This is a genomic window from Actinosynnema mirum DSM 43827, assembly GCF_000023245.1.
In the GTDB taxonomy this organism is placed as follows: Bacteria; Actinomycetota; Actinomycetes; order Mycobacteriales; family Pseudonocardiaceae; genus Actinosynnema; species Actinosynnema mirum.
This window is the reverse complement of sequence record NC_013093.1, coordinates 7,180,163-7,194,915: the sequence shown is the minus strand read 5'-3', so window position 1 is coordinate 7,194,915 and position 14,753 is coordinate 7,180,163. Positions and strand designations below refer to the sequence as shown.

Below are 14,753 nucleotides of genomic sequence, written 5' to 3'. Positions count from 1 at the left end.
GAGGGCCCGCCGCCCCAGCGCCACCCGAAGTTCGCCCGCTGTTCGCCCAGATCAGCGCCGGGCACCCGGCGCACCGTCCGGGTGAGGTCTAAAGCACACCCGGTGAGTGCTCGCAGGGGCGGGCAGCCACAATGGTGGGGTGACGCGACTCCTCGACGCCGCTGACGTAGCGCGCAAAGCGCTTCGGCAGTCCGCCCTCGTGCTCGCCCCGGTGGTGGTGATCGCCGCTCTCGTCGGCTGGTTCACCGCGGGCCGGGAAGGGCTGTGGGGCGCGCTCCTCGGCGCCGGGATCGCCGGTGGCTTCCTGCTCATCACCCTGCTGACGGTCCTGCTGACGGCCAAGGCCTCACCGACCGTGACCGGCGGGGCGATGATGGGCGGTTGGCTACTCAAGGTGATCGTGCTGCTCGTCGCACTCGCCCTGTTGAAGGACGCGACGTTCTACTCCAAACCGGTGTTCGGCGCCGTCGTGATGATCGCGGTCGTCGTCGTCCTGGCCTCGGAGACCTGGGTCGTGGTCAAGGCCCGGATGCTGTACTTCAACCCCTCCAGCACTGGTCAGGGCGATGCGCGCTAACCCCCGTGTGCAGACCTGGGACCACCGGTTGGTAGGGTGCGCGTAGATGAGTGACAAGTCAGACAAACCACCCCCAAGGGGTGACGGTGCTGTCTGGTCGATCATCGGCACGCTGGTGTCCGGCCCCGCGGTGTGGGGCGGTATCGGCTTCCTAATCGACAAGACCACCGAGAGCCAGATCTTCACTCCGATCGGGCTAACGGTGGGCTTTGTCACGGGGTTCTACATCGTCTATGTACGCCACGGTCAGGGCTGAGGAAGTGCCGGCCGCGACGCAGGGAGACCAGTTGGACACCTTGGTGCTTGCCGAGGGTGGGGAGTTCCACAAGCCGGCGATCGAAGAGTTCTTCCCGCCTGCCCTGCTGTTTGAAGGCACGCCGTTCGAGCTCGACCGGGTCATGCTGATCCGCATCCTCATGACGGTGGTCCTCGCGGCGTTCTTCCTGATCGCCATGCGCAGGCCCAAGCTCGTCCCGAGGGGCATCCAGAACCTCGGCGAGATGGCGCTGGACTTCGTCCGCATCAACATCGCCGAGGACGTCCTCGGCAAGGAGAACGGCAGGCGGTTCCTGCCGCTCCTGACGACCTTCTTCTTCCTGATCTGGGCGACGAACCTCTCCGGGATCATCCCGTTCCTGAACATGCCGAGCACGGCCCGCATCGGGTTGCCGCTCGCGCTCGCGGTGGTCGCCTACCTGGCGTTCAACTACGCGGGCATCAAGGCGCAGGGTGTCGGCGGCTACCTCAAGTCGAACCTGTTCCCGCCGGGGGTTCCCAAGCCGCTCTACGTTCTGGTGACGCCCATCGAGCTCGTCTCGGTGTTCCTCATCCGTCCCGGAACGCTGATGATCCGCCTCATGGCGAACATGCTCGCCGGGCACATGGCGCTGGTCCTGTTCTTCAGCGCCGCGTGGTACCTGATGTTCCAGGCCGGGGACCTGGTCCTGGCGCCGGCAGGCTTCCTGTCGCTCGTCATGGGCCTGATGTTCACCCTGTTCGAGCTGATGGTGCAGTTCCTCCAGGCGTACATCTTCACCCTGCTCACCGCCGTCTACATCGACGGTGCGCTCCACGCGGAGCACTGAGACCCACCGAGATCCGGGGACACCCAGGGTCTTGGACGACCCGCGCCACCGAGAACCGGCGCGGGCCAACCGGAAAGGGAACGACAGAAATGATCCTTGCTGAGGTCGCAGGCAACCTCAACGCCGTCGGCTACGGCATCGCCACGATCGGCCCCGGCATCGGTGTCGCTTTCGTCGCGGGCAAGACCGTCGAGGCCATGGCCCGTCAGCCCGAGATGGCTGGCCAGCTGCGCACCACGATGATCCTGGGCATCGCGTTCACCGAGGCCCTGGCCCTGCTGGGCCTGGTCGCCGGCTTCCTCTTCAGCTGATCGACCGGACCCAGACAAGGCGGTGACCACCATGACCGAACCGCTGATCCTGGCGGCCGAGGGGGCTGTTAACCCCCTCATCCCGGCCGTCTACGACATCGTGTGGTCCGCGGTCTGCTTGGCGATCATCGGCTTCGTCTTCTGGAAGAAGGTGCTACCGCTCTTCCAGAAGGTGCTGGCCGAGCGCACCGAGAAGATCGAGGGCGGTATCGCCAGGGCCGAGGCCGCCCAGGCCGAGGCTTCTCGCACGCTGGAGGAGTACAAGGAGCAGCTCGCCGAGGCTCGCGCCGAGGCGGCCCGCATCCGTGACGACGCGCGGGCCGAGGGCCAGCAGATCGTCGAGGAGATGCGGGACCGGGCGCAGGCGGAGTACGACCGCATCGTCGCCCACGGCCACAACGAGCTCGACGCGCACCGCGCCCGCATCGTCTCCGAGCTGCGGGCCGACCTCGGCCGCGTGGCCGTCGACCTCGCGGGCAAGGTCGTCGGCGAGTCGCTGGAGGACCAGGCGCTGCGCCGCGGCACCGTGGACCGCTTCCTCAACGAGCTGGACGCCGCAGCGGCGCCCGCGGCGAAGTAGGGGAGTCCATGACGCTGCACGCCGCTAGTCGCGAAGCTCTGGCAGCCGCTGAACTGCGGCTGCTGGAGCTGGTCGAGGGCGCCGCGGGCGCCACCGGCCCGTCCGCGCTGGGGCAGGAGCTGTTCTCCGTGGTGGGTCTGCTGAGCGCGCAGCCGCAGCTGCGGCGCGCGTTCGGCGACGCCTCGTCCGACCCCGCGGGCAGGGAGCGCCTCCTGCGCTCCCTGCTGGCGGGCAAGGTCGCGGACGCCACGCTGGACGTCCTCGTCACGGCGGTCACCGCCAAGTGGTCGAGCCCGCGCGAGCTGGTGGACGGGGTCGAGTCGCTGGCTCGCACCGCGCTGCTGGTGCACGCGGAGCGCGACGGCAGGCTCGACGCCGTCGAGGACGAGCTGTTCCGCCTCGGCCGCATCGTCGCCGGGAACCCCGAGCTGGAGCGGGTCCTCACCGACCCGGCCGGTTCGCCCGACGGCAAGCTCGCCCTGCTGAACGGCCTCATCCGGGGCAAGGTCGAGAAGGTGACCGAGGCACTGGTCACCCAGCTCGTCCAGCACCCCAGGGGCCTCGGCGTGGTCAACGGCCTGACCCTCCTGGCGGGCCTCGCGGCCAAGCGCCGCGAGCGCTCGGTCGCCCACGTCCGCTCGGCGGTCGAGCTGACCGCGGACCAGCAGGACCGCCTCGCGGCCTCGCTGACCCGCATCTACTCACGACCGATCGCACTGCACGTCGAGGTCGATGCCTCGCTCGTCGGCGGCCTGGTCATCAAGATCGGTGACGAGGTCATCGACGGGAGCGTCGCAGGTCGCCTGGCGGCACTCCGCCGCGACCTCGCAGGCTGACCCGAACCCGGAACCGCGGCTTGCCCAGCCCCTTTCCCATGAACGAAGTGAGAGCAGGAACGACATGGCGGAGCTGACGATCTCGTCGGACGAGATCCGCAGTGCGATCGAGAAGTACGTCTCGAGCTACTCCCCGGAGGTCAACCGGGAAGAGGTCGGTGTCGTCGCCGAGACCTACGACGGCATCGCCATCGTCGAGGGTTTGCCCGGCACGATGACCAACGAGCTGCTGGAGTTCCCCGGCGGCGTCCTCGGAGTGGCGCTCAACCTGGAGGTCCGCGAGATCGGCGCGGTCATCCTCGGTGACTTCGACAAGATCGAGGAGGGCCAGGAGGTCAAGCGCACCGGCCAGGTCCTCTCGGTCCCGGTCGGCGACGGCTTCCTCGGCCGGGTGGTCAACCCCCTCGGCCAGCCCATCGACGGTCTCGGCGACATCGTCGCCGACGACAACCGCGCCCTGGAGCTCCAGGCCGCGACGGTGCTCCAGCGCCAGCCCGTGGGCGAGCCGATGCAGACCGGCATCAAGGCCATCGACTCGATGACCCCCATCGGCCGCGGCCAGCGCCAGCTGATCATCGGCGACCGCAAGACCGGCAAGACCGCGGTCTGCATCGACACGATCATCAACCAGAAGAAGGCGTGGGAGAGCGGCGACCCGCAGCAGCAGGTCCGCTGCGTCTACGTCGCCATCGGCCAGAAGGGCTCCACCATCGCGGGCGTCAAGTCCGCGCTGGAGGAGGCCGGGGCCCTGGAGTACACCACCATCGTGGCGGCTCCCGCGTCCGACTCGGCCGGCTTCAAGTGGCTGGCGCCGTACACCGGCTCCGCCATCGGCCAGCACTGGATGTACGAGGGCAAGCACGTCCTCATCATCTTCGACGACCTCACCAAGCAGGCCGAGGCGTACCGCGCGATCTCGCTGCTGCTGCGCCGCCCGCCGGGCCGCGAGGCCTACCCCGGTGACGTCTTCTACTTGCACTCGCGCCTGCTGGAGCGCTGCGCGAAGCTGTCCGACGACCTCGGCGGCGGCTCGATGACCGGTCTGCCGATCATCGAGACCAAGGCGAACGACGTGTCGGCGTACATCCCGACCAACGTCATCTCCATCACCGACGGCCAGTGCTTCCTGGAGTCGGACCTGTTCAACGCCGGCGTGCGCCCGGCCGTCAACGTGGGCATCTCGGTGTCCCGCGTCGGTGGCGCCGCGCAGACCAAGGCGATGAAGACGGTCTCCGGCTCGCTGCGCCTGGACCTGTCCCAGTTCCGCGAGCTGGAGGCGTTCTCCGCCTTCGCCTCGGACCTGGACGCGGCCTCGCGCGCCCAGCTGGACCGCGGCGCCCGCCTGGTCGAGCTGCTCAAGCAGGGCCAGTACTCGCCGGTCCCGATGGAGGAGCAGGTCGTCTCCATCTACCTCGGCACCAAGGGGCACTTCGACTCGGTCGCCATCGGCGACGTCCGCCGCTTCGAGGGCGAGTTCCTGGACCACCTGCGTCGCAACCACGACGTGGTGCTGTCCTCGATCCGCGACACCAAGAAGCTGTCCGACGACGCGGAGAAGGGCATCGTGGACGCGGTCAACGCGTTCAAGAAGCAGTTCACCGCCTCGGGTGGCGCGCCGGTCGTGAACGAGGCCGCCGCCGACGCCATGGCCGCCGACAAGGTCGGACAGGAGTCGGTGAAGACCAGCCGATCCGCTCCGACCGAGAAGTGACGTAGGCATGGCGGCACAGATTCGGGAGCTTCGCCAGCGGATCCGCTCGGTCAACTCGACCAAGAAGATCACCAAGGCGTACGAGCTCATCGCGACCTCGCGACTGGCCAAGGCCCAGTCGCGGGTCGCGGCGTCGCGCCCGTACGCGGACGAGATCACCCACGTGCTGCGCGCTCTCGCCGAGGGCGCCTCCAGCCTGGACCACCCGCTGCTGGAGGCTCGCAAGAACCCCCGGCGCGCGGGCGTGCTCATCGTGACCAGCGACAAGGGCATGTGCGGCGGTTACAACGCCAACGTGCTCAAGGCCGCGGAGGAGCTGTTCGCCCTCCTGCGCTCGGAGGGCAAGGAGCCGGTGCTTTTCGTCGCCGGGCGCAAGGGGGCGGGGTACTACAACTTCCGCCGCCGCGCCGTCGCGGGCGAGTGGAGCGGGTTCTCGCAGGCGCCGAACTACGTGAACGCCTCCGAGGCGGGCGACGCGCTCGTCTCGGCGTTCATGGCGGGCAGCGACGACGAGGGCGACGAGCCGGGTCCGGACGGCGTGCTGGGCGTCGACGAGCTGCACGTCGTCTACACCGAGTTCAAGTCCATGCTCAGCCAGCAGCCGGTCGCCAAGCGGATCGCCCCGCTGACCGTCGAGTACGACGCGGAGCCGCACGAGGGGCTGCACGCGTCGTACGAGTTCGAGCCGGACGCGGACAGCCTGCTGGACGCGCTGCTCCCCAAGTACATCAAGACCAGGCTGTTCTCCGCGCTGCTGGAGGCCGCCGCGTCCGAGTCGGCTGCTCGGCGGACCGCGATGAAGGCGGCGACTGACAACGCCTCCGAGCTGGTCCGCAACCTGAGCCGCCAGGCGAACGCGGCCCGCCAGGCCCAGATCACCCAGGAGATCAGCGAGATCGTCGGTGGCGCCTCCGCGCTTACCGGTGGCGCAGGAAGTGATGAGTGACATGAGTGCTACCGCCACCACCACCCGCACCGGCCGTGTGGTCCGGGTGATCGGCGCGGTCGTCGACGTGGAGTTCCCGCGCGACGCCGTGCCCGAGCTGTTCAACGCCTGCCACGCCGAGATCACCTACGAGGCCGTGGCCAAGACGCTGACCCTGGAGGTCGCCCAGCACCTGGGTGACAACCTGGTCCGCACGATCTCCATGCAGCCGACCGACGGCCTCGTCCGCGGCGCCCCGGTGACCGACTCCGGCAAGGCCATCTCGGTCCCCGTCGGCGACGTCGTCAAGGGCCACGTGTTCAACGCGCTCGGCGACTGCCTCGACAGCCCCGGCCTCGGCCGCGACGGCGAGCAGTGGGGCATCCACCGCAAGGCGCCGTCGTTCGACCAGCTCGAGGGCAAGACCGAGATCCTGGAAACGGGCATCAAGGTCATCGACCTGCTGACCCCGTACGTCAAGGGCGGCAAGATCGGCCTGTTCGGCGGCGCGGGCGTGGGCAAGACGGTGCTCATCCAGGAGATGATCACCCGTATCGCCCGCGAGTTCTCCGGCACGTCGGTGTTCGCCGGCGTCGGCGAGCGCACCCGCGAGGGCACGGACCTCCTCCTCGAGATGGAGGAGATGGGCGTGCTCGGCGACACCGCGCTCGTCTTCGGCCAGATGGACGAGCCGCCGGGCACCCGCATGCGCGTCGCGCTGTCGGCTCTGACGATGGCGGAGTACTTCCGCGACGTCCAGAACCAGGACGTGCTGCTGTTCATCGACAACATCTTCCGGTTCACCCAGGCGGGTTCCGAGGTGTCGACCCTGCTGGGCCGTATGCCGTCCGCCGTGGGCTACCAGCCGACGCTGGCCGACGAGATGGGTGAGCTGCAGGAGCGGATCACGTCGACCCGAGGCAAGTCGATCACCTCGCTGCAGGCGATCTACGTGCCCGCGGACGACTACACCGACCCGGCGCCCGCCACCACCTTCGCCCACCTGGACGCGACGACGGAGCTCTCCCGTCCGATCTCCCAGAAGGGCATCTACCCGGCCGTCGACCCGCTGTCGTCGTCGTCTCGAATCCTCGAGCCGTCGATCGTCGGCGAGGAGCACTACCGGGTCGCCCAGGAGGTGAAGCGCATCCTGCAGAAGTACAAGGAGCTGCAGGACATCATCGCCATCCTCGGCATGGACGAGCTCTCCGAGGAGGACAAGGTCCTCGTCGGTCGCGCCCGTCGCCTGGAGCGCTTCCTCGGCCAGAACTTCATCGTGGCCGAGAAGTTCACCGGTCAGCCCGGCTCCTTCGTGCCCATCAAGGACACGATCGAGGCGTTCGACCGCGTGTGCAAGGGCGAGTTCGACCACCTGCCCGAGCAGGCGTTCTTCTCCTGCGGCGGGTTGGACGACGTCGAGGCCAACGCCAAGAAGCTCGCGGGCAACTGAGCTCCGCCCGCTGGTTCTCGCTGAGAGGGCCGTCCCTTCGGGGGCGGTCCTCTTCGCTTTCCACGGGTCGTTCCCGCCGTGGGGCTCCTCTTTCGTGTGACGCACTCCACTGCGTGACGTCGCCGGCCGGGTGGTGGGGGCCTTATGGGTGCTATTCGTTTTTCCAGTGGAATCGTGATGGTGCGGGCCTGGTCCGGCGGTGCTGACGTTTGCGCAGGTCAGGGTGGGTCCGCGTGGGGGAGTCGGTGGGGCCCTGCCCGGTTCTTGACCGGTTCCGCCGCGTTCCGCGCCCCTGCGGGCCCGCTTGGGGTGGCTGGTGCGGCACGGGGTCGCGCCGACCGTTTAGACTGCGTTCGACTCGACCTGTAGTGAGGGAGATGCACGTGGCCGAGATGACCGTCCAGCTCGTCGCCGTCGAACGCCGCCTGTGGTCCGGCTCTGCGAAGTCGGTGGTCGCGAAGACGACCGAGGGTGAGATCGGCATCCTGCCCGGTCACGAGCCCATGCTCGCCCAGCTCGTCGAGGGCGGCATCGTCAAGGTGCGCACCACCGACGGCGAGGTCGTCGCGGCGGCCGTGCACGGCGGGTTCCTGTCCGTGACCGCCGAGAGCGTGAGCGTGCTGGCCGAGGAGGCCGACCTCGCCCGCGAGATCGACGTCGACGCGGCCAAGCGGGAGCTGGAGAACGCCGAGGGCTCCGACCGGTTGAAGGCCCAGGCCCGCATCAAGGCGGCCGGGCACACGGCCTGACGGGCCTGGACCGAGGGGACGGGGCAGCGCCGTGGTGGGGATCGCCGAAGTGGTCGGGGTGGTCCTGTTCCTCGCGGCGCTGGTGCTGACCTACACGGCCTGGCGGCGGGTGCGCCTGCTGCGCGCGGGCGGGGTGCACGTGGCCCTGCGCTCGCGGGTCGAGGAGAACGGGCGCGGGTGGCAGCTCGGGGTCGGGCGGTACCGGGGGGACGAGTTCGCCTGGTACCGGGTGTTCAGCCTGCGGGCGGGCCCCGACCGGACGATCCACCGGTCCGACTTCGAGATCGACACCCGGCGCGAGCCGACCGAGCCCGAGGCGTACGCGATGCCCGTGGGCGCGCGCGTGCTGCGGTGCAAGACCGCCTCAGGCGAGGTCGAGATCGCGATGGGGCCCGACGCGCTGACGGGGTTCCTGTCGTGGTTGGAGTCGGCCCCGCCCGGCCGGTCCATCCCCTGGGCCTCCTGAGCGGCCCGCAGCGGGCCGGAACGCGATGAGACCGCCGCCGACACCTGGTCGGGGCGGTCTTCGCGCTTCCGGGGGCGCTCAGGCGTTGTCGGCGGGCTTCCACAGGACGTCGCCGTCCGGGTTCGCCACCCGAGCGAGGATGAACAGCAGGTCGGACAGGCGGTTCAGGTACTTCGCGGTCAGCGGGTTCGTGGTGTCCGGCTCGGCCTCGATCAGCGCCCACGTGCTGCGCTCCGCCCGGCGCGCCACCGTGCGGGCCTGGTGCAGCAGGGCCGCGCCGGGGGTGCCGCCGCTGAGGATGAACGAGTCGAGCTTGCCGAGGCGGGCGTTGAACTCGTCGCACCAGGTCTCCAGGCGATCCACGTAGGCCTGGGTGACGCGCAGCGGCGGGTACTGGGGGTTCTCGACGATGGGGGCGCACAGGTCGGCGCCCACGTCGAACAGGTCGTTCTGGACGCGCAGGACCACCGCCTTGACGTCGTCGGCGAGGGCGCCGAGGGCCATCGCCACGCCGAGGACCGCGCCGGTCTCGTCCGCGTCCGCGTACGCCGCGATGCGCGGGGCGGTCTTCGGGACCCTGGAGAAGTCGCCGAGACCGGTGGTCCCGTCGTCGCCTACCCGCGTGTAGATCTTCGTGAGGTGAACGGCCATGCGGGCACCATAGGCCGCCCGGAACCCGTTCGGTTCGCCCGCTCCGTAGGATGAGCGCCACCCAGAGTCGAGGAGTTCGTTGGTGAGTGAGCACTTCCGGGTCCAGGGCGGCGCGCGCCTGGTCGGCGAGGTCGACGTCGTCGGGGCGAAGAACAGCGTCCTGAAGCTCATGGCCGCAGCGCTGCTGGCCGAGGGGACCACCACCATCACGAACTGCCCCGAGATCCTGGACGTCCCGCTGATGGCGGACGTGCTGCGCAGCCTCGGGTGCGAGGTGACGATCGAGGGCGACGTCGCGACCATCACCACCCCGGCCGAGCTGAACCACCGGGCCGACTCGGAGGCGATGGGGAAGCTGCGGGCCAGCGTGTGCGTGCTCGGGCCGCTGGTCGGCCGGTGCAAGCGGGCCGTGGTCGCGCTGCCCGGCGGCGACGCGATCGGCAGCAGGCCGCTGGACATGCACCAGAGCGGGTTGCGCAAGCTCGGCGCGCACAGCGAGATCGAGCACGGGTGCGTGGTCGCCGAGGCCCAGGGGCTGCACGGGGCGCAGGTGTGGCTGGACTTCCCGAGCGTCGGGGCGACCGAGAACATCCTGATGGCGGCCGTGCTGGCGGACGGCACGACGGTGATCGACAACGCGGCCCGCGAGCCGGAGATCGTCGACATCTGCGTGATGCTCCAGCAGATGGGCGCGCGGATCGAGGGCGCCGGGACGTCGACGCTGACCGTGCACGGTGTGCCGGAGCTGCACCCGACCGAGCACCGGGTCATCGGCGACCGGATCGTGGGGGCGACCTGGGCGTTCGCGGCGGCGATGACCAGGGGCGACATCACGGTGCGCGGGGTGGACCCGAGGCACATCAACCTGGTGCTGGAGAAGCTCCGGACGGCCGGGGCGACGGTGACGACGGGGGAGAACGAGTTCCGGGTGGTGCAGGAGGGGCGACCGGAGTCCGTGGACTTCGTGACCCTCCCGTACCCCGGCTTCGCGACCGACCTGCAGCCGTTCGCGATCGCGCTGTCGGCGGTGTCGGAGGGGACTTCGATGATCACGGAGAACCTGTTCGAGGCGCGGTTCCGGTTCATCGAGGAGATGGTTCGGCTGGGGGCCGACGCTCGGACCGATGGGCATCACGCGGTGGTTCGCGGGGTGGAGCGGTTGTCGAGTGCTCCGGTGTGGGCCAGTGATATTCGGGCTGGGGCCGGGTTGGTGCTGGCCGGGTTGTGCGCGGATGGGGCTACCGAGGTTTACGAGATCTTCCACATCGAGCGGGGGTATCCGGGGTTCGTGGAGAACCTGCGGAAGCTCGGGGCGACTGTGGAGCGGGTTTCGGTCTGAGGTTTTGCGGTTTGGTTTCGGCCCGGCGCCCTGGGGTTGGGGGGCGCCGGGCTTTTCGGTTTTCAGGGAAGCTTGGGCTCGATCGCGGTGGCGACCTCGGTGGCGAGGGAACAGGCCTCGTCCAGTGACGCGTCCGAGATGCCGACCACGTCCACCCTGGCTTTCGCCCCGACGCCGATGACCACGGTGCAGTCGAGGTTGGTCAGCGATTTCTTGACCAGTTTGCCCTCGTGGGAGCCGACCGTGGTGTCCGAGGGCTCTGCCTGGCTGCCGAGGTTGTAGTCCGCCAAGCCGAGTTCCGGCCGGATGTTGATGGCGATGGTGTGGTCCCGGTTGACCACCGCCTCGCACTCGTGCTGCCCCAGTTCCTTGGGGGTTTGCGTCGGGACGGTGCTGCTGATTCCCTTCAGCAGTTCGCAGGCGTCGAGCGCGCTCAGGTCCTGGCCGGAAGGGGCGGCCGAGCCGGTGGGAACCGCCTGCGTCGGAGAACCGGCCGGGGACGCGGTTCCCGGCTCGCTGCTGGTGCACGCGGAGAGGGCGGCGAGGCAGAGCAGAGCGGGCAGGGTGCGGGAGAACTTCACGACGTAGGCCAATCTGCTAATTCCTGAGTCCGGTGGAAACGTCACTTTCGACTTCCTTGTAGTTCTCCACCGCTTTCTCCATCGCGGTTCGTGCCTCGGTCAGGGCTTCGGTGAGCTGCTGGATCGCTGGAACTACGCCGATGGTCCCACTGCCGCCGGTGGCGTTCTCCAGGTTGTACTTGCTCATGGCGATCGCGTCAGGGCTCGTGCCCAGCTTCGTCTCCTGCTGGACGTCGTCGAGCGCCCTCCGAAGGCTGCGCAGGTCGACCAGCGCTTCGTCGATCGCCTTGATGTAGTGCTCCGCCCCCGTGCGCGAGATGGCGAAGCCTCCCGAGGACGCCAACTGCGCCAAGCTGTTCGCGTTCGCTGTCATCGCGCCCATCGCCTGCGCGCTCCACGCTTCCACGTCGCTGCCCCCCCTGGGCTGGTGATTCCGGTATTTCCCCCGGCCCCAGCTTAGGACGCGCGTTCACCCCGTGGACCCGGAATCACCCGACCTCACGGCCCCTTGCGCAACAGCAGTTTCGCGTCCGCCACGTCCGCCGGGAACACCAGCAGCAGGTGCGCCCCGTCCCTGCGGACGGCGGTCGCGCGCAGGCCCGCCGCGTGCAGGCGGGACAGCAGGACCTGGGCGGCTTCCTCCGTGGGGACCAGGGCGACCTCGCGGAGCAGGCCGAAGTCGGTGCCGGTGTGGTCCGGCACGGCTCGTCTGTCGTCGCCGAACGCCCAGCGCAGCACCAGCGCCAGCAGGCCCAGGGCGACCGCCAGCAGGAGCACGGGGGTGAGCGTCGTCACGGTCCTGAATGGTCCTCCACGTGCGCGCCCACCGGCAATGGCGGGGCACGTGGAGGGCACCGTTCAGAGCAGGGGCCCGGCTCAGCGCAGACCGGCCAGGACCTCCGCCGTCGACGCGATCCGGGCGAAGCCGCCGCCCCTCAGGTTGACCTCCGTCGCGTGGTACAGCTGGTCCGCCGTCAGGTCCTCCAGGTCGAACGTGTACGTCGCGTCCAGCGCCAGCGTCGCCCGGTACCCCAGGTTCCCCGCCACCCGCGTGCTCGTCTCCACGCACATGTTCGTCTGGATCCCCACCAGCACCAGGTCCTCCACGCCCCGCTCGCGCAACCAGCCGTCCAGGTCCACCTCCCCGTGGAACGCCGAGTTCACCGACTTGCCGAACACCAGGTCCGCCCGCTCGACGTCCAGGAACGGCTGCAGCGCGTTCCCCGGCTGGTCCGGGCGCAGCGGGGAGCCCGGTTCCACCGAGTCGTGCCGCACCAGCACCAGCGGTCCCCGCCAGGCGTTCTGCAGCGCCTCGATGTTCGCCTCCGCGTCCGGGTTGTTGCGCGCGCCCCACACCGGGTCCGCGAAGCCCTGCTGCACGTCGATCACGATCAGTGCGGTCTCCATGGGCACGAGTCTGGCCCGAGCGGTGCGGGGACGATCACGCGGCACTAGCGTCGGGGGCATGGGCGAGCACATCAGCGTCGAGCGCACCGGTGACGTCGTGCGCATCACCATGGACCGGGCCGGGCGGCGCAACTCGCTGTCCGGGGAGCACCTCGCCGAGCTGCTGGCCGCGTTCCGCGCGGTCGCCGCCACCGACGCGGTCGGGGTCGTGCTGGCCGGGGACGGGCCCGCGTTCTGCTCCGGGCACGACTTCGCCGACGTCGCCGAGCGGGACCTCGGCGGGGTGCAGGAGCTGCTGCGGGTGTGCGTCGAGCTGATGCGCACGATCCAGTCGGTGCCGCAGGTGGTGATCGCGCGGGTGCACGGGGTGGCCACGGCCGCCGGGTGCCAGCTGGTGGCCTCGTGCGACCTGGCGGTCGCCGCCGAGGACGCCTCGTTCGCGCTGCCCGGCGGCAAGGGCGGGTGGTTCTGCCACACGCCCGCCGTGCCCCTGGCGCGCTCGGTGGGGCGCAAGCGGCTGATGGAGCTGGCGCTCACCGGTGACCCGATCGACGCGCAGACCGCGCTGGAGTGGGGCCTGGTGAACCGGGTCGTGCCGCTCGCGTGGCTGGACTCGGCGGTGGACGAGCTGATGGCCCGCGCCACGCGGGGCAGCCGGGCGAGCAAGGCCATGGGGAAGCAGACGATCTACGCGCAGCTCGACCGGCCGGAGGCGGACGCCTACGCGATCGCGGCCGAGGTCATGGCGGCCTCGTCGCAGACCCCCGCCGCGCGCGAGGGGATGGCGGCGTTCCTGGAGAAGCGGGACGCCCGCTGGGTGGACTGACGCGGGTGCGCTGACGCGGGTGCGCTGACGCGGGTGCGCTGACGCGGGCGGCCCGCCGGGACCGACGAGGTCCGGCGGGCCGCCCGAGCGTCACAGCGCCTTGTAGAACACCGTCGTGGACCTCAGCTCACCGGTCGGGTCGGCCGCGAAGCCGGGGATCGCGCCGACCTCCGCCCAGCCCGCCGACCGGTACAGCCCCTCGGCGGGCGACCCGGTCTCGGTGTCGAGCACGAGCAGCGTGACGCCGCGCGCCGCCGCGCCCTCCTCCACCGCCCGCAGCAGCGACCTGCCCACGCCGCCGCCCCGCGCGTCGCGGCGGACCGCCAGCTTGCCCACCTCGGCGCGGTGACGGCCGTTCTCCGCCTGCGCCAGGGTCAGCAGCACCGCGCCCACGACCTCGCCGCCGCGCCTGGCCGCCCACACCGCCTGCCTGCCGTTCGCCACCGCCGCGGCCCGCGCCCGCCACCACGCCGTGGCGGCCTCGTGCGTCAGCGGGGCCAGGAAGCCCAGGGACGCGCCTCCCGCGACCGCGTCCACCAGCACCCCCGCCAGCGCAGGCGCTTCGGCCAGCACCTGCGGGGAACCCAGCTCCACCGCGCCGTCCCGCACCGGCAGGCCCACCGGGCCGCCGCCGCCCGCGGGCGCCGCGCCGCCCAGCCCGTCCCCGGTCACGAGCCTCACGGCTGCGAGTTCTCGTGCAGCAGGAGCAGGGTGTACGCGGCGATCGACTGCGCGTCGGTGATCTCCCCGCGCGTGATCATCGCCTCGAACTCGGCCCTCGGGAACCACGCCGAGCGCATGTCCTGCTCCTCGTGCTCCCGCTCGTGGAACCCCTCCACGAGGTCCGTCGCCAGGAACACCCGGCCGCGCTGGCTGGACATGCCCGGCGCGACGTCGAGCATCCCCAGCTCCACCATCCGACCCGCCCGCAGCCCGGTCTCCTCCCGCAGCTCCCGCGCCGCGAGCACCGACGGCGGCTCGGCGGCCAGGTTCGGCGCCGTGCCCTGCGGGAACTCCCAGCGGCGGAGCTTGATCGGGTAGCGGTACTGCTCGACCAGGCGCAGGCGCTCCCCGTCGAGCGGGATCACCAGCGCGTAGTCCGGCTTGTCCACCACGCCGTAGATCCCGGTGCTGCCGTCGTTCCTGCGGATCGGGTCCTCGCGGACCGTCATCCACGGGTTCGCGTAGACCTGGCGTGACCCGAGCGTCTCCACTCTCACTCTCCCTGTGCCGACCAGCGGGCGCCCCCGCCCGCAGCC

The 14,753-nt window shown here is 70.4% G+C and carries 20 protein-coding genes; 13 read left to right on the top strand and 7 right to left on the bottom strand.

Features of this window, described 5'->3' with window-relative positions; genetic code table 11:
* The first annotated feature begins 139 nt into the window (after positions 1–139).
* The 11 genes from AMIR_RS30455 to AMIR_RS30405 all read left to right on the top strand — a co-directional run bounded on the left by AMIR_RS30455 (position 140) and on the right by AMIR_RS30405 (position 8,690).
* Positions 140–577, top strand: coding sequence for a Cg1360 family ATP-synthase-associated protein (locus AMIR_RS30455; RefSeq protein ID WP_041837137.1), 438 nt, complete (start codon positions 140–142; stop codon positions 575–577).
* Between the two features lie 46 nt (positions 578–623).
* Positions 624–833, top strand: a complete 210-nt coding sequence (locus AMIR_RS30450; protein ID WP_015804834.1) for an AtpZ/AtpI family protein — start codon at positions 624–626, stop codon at positions 831–833.
* A 31-nt stretch (positions 834–864) separates the two neighbouring features.
* Positions 865–1,662, top strand: coding sequence for a F0F1 ATP synthase subunit A (atpB, locus tag AMIR_RS30445; RefSeq protein WP_041838514.1), 798 nt, complete (start codon positions 865–867; stop codon positions 1,660–1,662).
* An 89-nt stretch (positions 1,663–1,751) separates the two neighbouring features.
* Entirely contained in the window at positions 1,752–1,973 is a 222-nt protein-coding gene (locus AMIR_RS30440; protein ID WP_015804832.1) for an ATP synthase F0 subunit C, read from the top strand.
* 31 nt (positions 1,974–2,004) lie between these two features.
* Positions 2,005–2,553, top strand: a complete 549-nt coding sequence (locus tag AMIR_RS30435; RefSeq protein ID WP_015804831.1) for a F0F1 ATP synthase subunit B — start codon at positions 2,005–2,007, stop codon at positions 2,551–2,553.
* An 8-nt stretch (positions 2,554–2,561) separates the two neighbouring features.
* Positions 2,562–3,389, top strand: a complete 828-nt coding sequence (locus AMIR_RS30430; protein ID WP_015804830.1) for a F0F1 ATP synthase subunit delta — start codon at positions 2,562–2,564, stop codon at positions 3,387–3,389.
* 64 nt (positions 3,390–3,453) lie between these two features.
* Entirely contained in the window at positions 3,454–5,100 is a 1,647-nt protein-coding gene (gene atpA, locus AMIR_RS30425) for a F0F1 ATP synthase subunit alpha (RefSeq protein WP_015804829.1), read from the top strand.
* 7 nt (positions 5,101–5,107) lie between these two features.
* Positions 5,108–6,046 carry a F0F1 ATP synthase subunit gamma gene (locus tag AMIR_RS30420; protein WP_015804828.1) on the top strand — a complete coding sequence of 313 codons (939 nt, stop codon included), beginning with the start codon at positions 5,108–5,110 and terminating at the stop codon, positions 6,044–6,046.
* On the top strand, positions 6,039–7,475 hold the full coding sequence (atpD, locus tag AMIR_RS30415; RefSeq protein WP_015804827.1) for a F0F1 ATP synthase subunit beta: 1,437 nt from the start codon (positions 6,039–6,041) through the stop codon (positions 7,473–7,475). The genes AMIR_RS30420 and atpD overlap by 8 nt, the downstream gene beginning before the upstream one ends.
* A gap of 383 nt (positions 7,476–7,858) precedes the next feature.
* Positions 7,859–8,224 carry a F0F1 ATP synthase subunit epsilon gene (locus AMIR_RS30410; protein WP_015804826.1) on the top strand — a complete coding sequence of 122 codons (366 nt, stop codon included), beginning with the start codon at positions 7,859–7,861 and terminating at the stop codon, positions 8,222–8,224.
* A gap of 34 nt (positions 8,225–8,258) precedes the next feature.
* Entirely contained in the window at positions 8,259–8,690 is a 432-nt protein-coding gene (locus AMIR_RS30405) for a DUF2550 domain-containing protein (RefSeq protein ID WP_041838513.1), read from the top strand.
* Positions 8,691–8,768: 78 nt separating this feature from the next.
* On the opposite strand, the gene AMIR_RS30400 is transcribed toward AMIR_RS30405, so the two are convergent.
* Positions 8,769–9,341 (bottom strand): cob(I)yrinic acid a,c-diamide adenosyltransferase, encoded by a 573-nt coding sequence (locus tag AMIR_RS30400; RefSeq protein WP_015804824.1) that lies wholly within the window; start codon positions 9,339–9,341, stop codon positions 8,769–8,771.
* A gap of 82 nt (positions 9,342–9,423) precedes the next feature.
* Here AMIR_RS30400 and murA point away from each other — a divergent pair, with 82 nt between their 5' ends.
* Positions 9,424–10,680, top strand: a complete 1,257-nt coding sequence (gene murA / locus AMIR_RS30395) for a UDP-N-acetylglucosamine 1-carboxyvinyltransferase (RefSeq protein ID WP_015804823.1) — start codon at positions 9,424–9,426, stop codon at positions 10,678–10,680.
* A gap of 62 nt (positions 10,681–10,742) precedes the next feature.
* Here murA and AMIR_RS30390 read toward each other — a convergent pair whose 3' ends face one another.
* The 4 genes from AMIR_RS30390 to AMIR_RS30375 all read right to left on the bottom strand — a co-directional run bounded on the left by AMIR_RS30390 (position 10,743) and on the right by AMIR_RS30375 (position 12,668).
* Positions 10,743–11,273, bottom strand: a complete 531-nt coding sequence (locus tag AMIR_RS30390; protein ID WP_015804822.1) for a DUF3558 domain-containing protein — start codon at positions 11,271–11,273, stop codon at positions 10,743–10,745.
* Positions 11,274–11,277: 4 nt separating this feature from the next.
* Positions 11,278–11,667 carry a hypothetical protein gene (locus AMIR_RS30385; RefSeq protein WP_245554559.1) on the bottom strand — a complete coding sequence of 130 codons (390 nt, stop codon included), beginning with the start codon at positions 11,665–11,667 and terminating at the stop codon, positions 11,278–11,280.
* A gap of 92 nt (positions 11,668–11,759) precedes the next feature.
* On the bottom strand, positions 11,760–12,056 hold the full coding sequence (locus AMIR_RS30380) for a hypothetical protein (protein ID WP_015804820.1): 297 nt from the start codon (positions 12,054–12,056) through the stop codon (positions 11,760–11,762).
* 81 nt (positions 12,057–12,137) lie between these two features.
* Positions 12,138–12,668, bottom strand: a complete 531-nt coding sequence (locus AMIR_RS30375; protein ID WP_015804819.1) for a cysteine hydrolase family protein — start codon at positions 12,666–12,668, stop codon at positions 12,138–12,140.
* A 58-nt stretch (positions 12,669–12,726) separates the two neighbouring features.
* On the opposite strand from AMIR_RS30375, the gene AMIR_RS30370 reads away from it, so the two are divergent.
* On the top strand, positions 12,727–13,494 hold the full coding sequence (locus AMIR_RS30370) for an enoyl-CoA hydratase-related protein (protein ID WP_015804818.1): 768 nt from the start codon (positions 12,727–12,729) through the stop codon (positions 13,492–13,494).
* 90 nt (positions 13,495–13,584) lie between these two features.
* Here AMIR_RS30370 and AMIR_RS30365 read toward each other — a convergent pair whose 3' ends face one another.
* The gene (locus tag AMIR_RS30365; protein ID WP_015804817.1) at positions 13,585–14,175 is read right to left on the bottom strand and encodes a GNAT family N-acetyltransferase; all 591 of its coding nucleotides are present in this window, start codon (positions 14,173–14,175) and stop codon (positions 13,585–13,587) included.
* Positions 14,172–14,708 carry an NUDIX domain-containing protein gene (locus tag AMIR_RS30360; protein ID WP_015804816.1) on the bottom strand — a complete coding sequence of 179 codons (537 nt, stop codon included), beginning with the start codon at positions 14,706–14,708 and terminating at the stop codon, positions 14,172–14,174. Before AMIR_RS30360 ends, AMIR_RS30365 begins: the two co-directional genes overlap by 4 nt.
* Positions 14,709–14,753 lie beyond the last annotated feature (45 nt).